We start from the raw sequence: 4,476 nt of genomic DNA, 5'->3' as shown, positions 1-4,476 counted from the left end.
AGGGATGATGGTATGGACGGCCGAGCGCAAGAGCGGCAAGCCGGTGAGCGGTTCGTCCGTGAGCTGGACCGACGGCGTGGGTGTGCTCGCCTCCAGCACCACCGATAGCGACGGCACGGCGGATCTGCGCCATGTCTCACCCGAGCGCAGCTACGTGATCGGCAACGACCGCGCGGGCGGCGTGTTCATCTCCGAGAATTTCTATTACGACAGCGAGATCTACAACACCAAGCTGTACGCCTTTACCGATCGCCCGCTGTACCGCCCGGGCGATGAAGTGCGCGTCAAGTTCATCGGCCGCAACTTCAAGAATGCGACCGAATCGACCGTGGCCACTTCGGGCGATATCAAGCTGCAGGTGCTCGACCCGAACGGCGCGCCGGTGGCCACGTCCACCACGCGCCTGGCCGGCGAGACCGGTGCCGACGCGCGCTTTACGCTGCCGTCCAACGCCCCGGCCGGCGGCTACTCGCTGCGCTTCGATTACAACGGCGGCACGTACGGTGGCGCCTTCCGCGTGGCCGAATACATCAAGCCGCACTTTGACGTGAACCTGTCGCTGGACAAGACCAGCTACGGCACGGGTGAGGCGGTCAAGGGCAAGATCAGCCTGCGCTATCCGGACGGTAAGCCGGTCAAGAACGGCAAGGTGTCGGTCAGCCTGCGTGCGCAACAGGTGACGATGGTGGAGGGCGAGTTGCGTTACGCCGGCCTGTTCCCCGTCAAGCTTGAGCAGCAGGAGCTGACTACCGACGGCGATGGCAATGCCAAGCTGGAGCTGCCCGCCGCCAAGGAGCCGAGCCGCTACGTGGTGACGGTGTTTGCCAACGACGGCGCGGCTTACCGGGTGAAGGTCACGCGTGAACTGCTGATCGCGCGTGGTGCCACGCCGTACAAGCTGTCGACCACGTCGAATTTCACGACGCCGGGGCAGGACGTGTCGTTCAACCTGACGCCGATGCCCGTCGTGGGTGGTGCCAGCGGCGGGATCGGTGCCAGCGCTCCGCCCGCCAAGTGGGATCTCGTGCGTTTGGAAACGCGCGCTCGCACTGAAGGCACGTTGTCCCCGGATGCCAAAGGCAATGCGACCTTCCCGGTCAAGTTCGACCAACCCGGTTCGTACACGCTGTCGGTGCGTGATGCTGCTGGCAACCTGCTCGCCGCTGCCAGCCACTGGGTGGCCGGCGACGGCGTGCAGACCGTGCCCGGCAACATCGAAATGGTGTTCGACCGCGATCGCTACCAGATCGGCGACACGGCTGAGGCACTCATCACCTTCCCGCTGCCGGTGGATGACGCGCTGCTCACGCTGGAGCGTGACAAGGTTGAGCGCCACGGGCTGCTCTCCAGCCCTGGTGACTGGCTCAGCCTGAAAAAGGTCACGCCCACGCAGTACCGCGCCCGCATCAAGATCGGCCCCGACTTCGCACCGAACATGACGTTCTCGGTGCTGTACGTACGCGACGGCGACATGGTGTTCCAGAACGCTGGCATCGTCGTTACGCAGCCGACGCTGGACCTGACCGTACACGCCGACAAGGCCGTCTACGCCCCGGGCGAGACCGTCACGCTGGACCTGACCAGCGCGCTGGCGGGCAAGCCGGCGCAGGCCAACCTGACCGTGTCCGTGGTCGACGAGATGATCTATGTGCTGCAACCGGAAGTGGCCCCCAGCATCGTCGATTTCTTCTACCACCCGCGCCGCAACAGTGTGCGCACGACGTCGAGCCAGAGCTTCATCAGCTACGACCTGGCGCTGGCATCGCTGCCGGGCAAGCCAGGTGGCACGTACGGTCGCCACAACGAGCGCGGCGTGAAGGTGCTGGAGCGCCCGCGCCGTGACGAGCAGGACACCGCCGCGTGGGTTGCCAACCTGCAGACCGATGCGGATGGCCGCGCGCGCATGACCTTCAAGATGCCGGACTCGCTGGCACGCTGGCGCATCACCGTGCGCGCCGTGTCGACCACCGGCGCCTCGGACGGCATCGTCGGCCAGCGCACCGCGAGCATCCGCTCCGACAAGCCGCTGTACCTGAAGTGGACCGGCCCGCAGCGCTTCCGCGAGAGCGACAAGCCGCGCCTGGACATGGTCGCCTTCAACCAGACCGACAAGGACATCACCGCCGACTGGATCGTCTCGGGCGCTGGCCTGAACATCAATCAGCGCGTGACGCTCAAGCGCGGTGCCAACTATCTGCGTGCGCCCGTCACAGCGCTGCAGGCGGGCGTCATCAATGCCGAGCTCAAGCAGGGCGATGCGGTGTCGGATCGTCTGCAGACCACGCTCAAGCTGGATGCCACCGGTTGGTTGGCGGACCGCGAAAGCATCGTCCCGCTCACGCAGCTGCAAGGCACGCGCCTGCCGCTGGGCCTGCCTGCCGATGCGCGCGACGTGCGCCTGCGCGTGGTCGGCAACACGGCCAGCCAGTTCGCCCGCGTGGCCGATGACCTGATCGAGTATCCGTACGGTTGCGCCGAGCAGACTGCCAGCCGCCTGATCCCGCTGGCACTTGCCCAGCAGAGCCTGGCCGCCACAGGCACGCGCCTGGGCGATGGCGGCCCGGCGGGCACGCAAGGCGTCGATGCGCTGCTGCGCACGCAGCGTCAGCGTCTGGCACTGCTGGCCGGTACCAACGGCACCTTCGGCTGGTGGGGCGAACTGAGCACCAGCAGCGCGCTGATCACGTCGTATGCGTACTACGCAGATTGGCTCGCCAGCCGCTCGGTCGGCATCAGCCTGCCGGCGGACAACTGGAAGCAGGTGCTCGAAGCCTACAAGCGCACTAGCCAGAATGAGCCGCTGCTGCACCGCGCGCTGGCGCTGTGGTTTGCCAACGAGATGGGCTTGCCGGTGGCAACGCCGCTGTCGGGTGTGGCCAATGAGCTCGCTCGCAACGCCAAGGCCCCGGCCGACGCCGAGCCTGCTGCCGGCGACAGCCTGATCTTCGTGGCGCCGGATTCCACGCGCGGCCGCCAGGTGGCGACGGTACTGACGGCGCAGCTGATGCGCCAGGTTGGTCAGCCGGTGCCGGAAGCGCTGGTCTCGGCAGACATCACCGCCCGCAATGCGCTGGCAGCAGACAACTCGCCGCTGGTGCAGAGTCTGCTGCTGATGGGCGGTGGCCGATCGGCTGCCGACCCGGCACCGCTGCTGGCGCGCGCCAGTGCCGCCATGCCGACGATGGATCGCGCCATCGCACTGGTCTGGCTGCAGAAGAGCCTGGGTGGTCTGCAAGGTGCGAGCGTGGCTGCGATCCAGCCGGCAGTGTCGGCCGGTGGCTGGCAAGCGACGCGTTCGCCGGTGGGGGTGCCGACATGGCGTTGGACGGGTGCCCAGGTGCCCGCCGCGCTGGACCTGACGACCGCACCGTCCGACGTGACCACGCAATCGGCCATCGTGTCGTATCGCAGCCGTGCGCCGGAAGTCTCCAAGCTGCCGATTACAGTGGAGCGCAAGCTGTACCGCCTGGAGCCGATCGATTCCACGCCGACCAAGGCCGACCCGAAGGGGCCCAAGCAGCCGGCAGCTGACACCAACAGCAGCGGCATCGCCTTCAAGGCCAAGCCGGTCAAGCCGGGCGACACGCTCGACAGCAACGCGCTGTATGTCGACGAGGTGGTGCTGACACCGCGCCAGGGTACGTACCGCTACGGCCTGGTCGAAGTGCCGCTGCCGCCGGGCGCCGAGGTGGAAGCCACCACCTGGGGCATCCAGATCGACGGCCTGAAGGGCGAGCCGAACGAAGGCAACGGCCCGCAGCCGTTCGAGCGCAAGGCGGCCTACGAAATGGGTCAGCTGTCGTACAACCAGCCGGTGCCCGCGCTGGAGCGCCCGACCGTGTTGCGTCAGCTGGTGCGTTTCTCGCTGCCGGGCAGTTTTGCGCTGCCGCCGGCGCGCTACTTCCGCATGTATCAGCCGGAAGCCAAGGCGCTGCAGGGCGACGGCAAGACGGCCAGCTATCCGTACAAGGTGGAGTGACGCGGCGATGCGCTCCGGCCTGCTTGCGCGCAGTGTGCTGACCGGCCTGATCTGGGCCGGCGGCGCACTTGCGTCCGCTGGCCACGCCACCGCTGCACCCGCGTCGGAGCCGTTGCGCTATGCCGCCTTGCAAGGCGATGAAGCCAAGCTCTGGCAATTCAGCGCCGATCCAGCTGCCGGCATGCCGCACGCCACCGCGTTGCCGCGCGATGCGGAAACGCCGCTCGGCAGCGTCTGGAAGCTCTTTGTCTACAGCTACCTCGTCTCGCGCCGCATCGACACGCCCGACTACACGTGCCACGGCAACGATGCCGAAGAGGTCTACTGCTGCACGGCTGGCCAGAGCGTCGACCGTGAGCGCGCGCTCATCCAGTCGTGCGGCCGCTATTTCGAACCCGCGCGCCTGGGCCTCGATGGCGCCGACTGGCGCCGGTTCTGGCAGCAAGCCAATGCCCCCACGTGGTTGCGTGACCTGCGCGCCATGCAGCCCACGCGCC

2 protein-coding genes are annotated in these 4,476 nt (G+C 67.5%); both read left to right on the top strand.

Going from position 1 to position 4,476, the window contains the following annotated elements; translation table 11 throughout:
• A partial coding sequence (locus tag JHD73_RS26655; protein ID WP_199033159.1) for an alpha-2-macroglobulin occupies positions 1-3,979 on the top strand: 3,979 nt, incomplete at its 5' end.
• A 7-nt stretch (positions 3,980-3,986) separates the two neighbouring features.
• The coding region (locus JHD73_RS26650) for a DUF2300 domain-containing protein (RefSeq protein ID WP_199033158.1) at positions 3,987-4,476 on the top strand (490 nt) is incomplete at its 3' end.

It is taken from the genome of Ralstonia sp. ASV6 (genome assembly GCF_016429285.1).
Taxonomy (GTDB): Bacteria; Pseudomonadota; Gammaproteobacteria; order Burkholderiales; family Burkholderiaceae; genus Ralstonia; species Ralstonia flaminis.
Note: the sequence above shows the minus strand (reverse complement) of the source record. Positions and strands in the feature narration are given on the sequence as shown.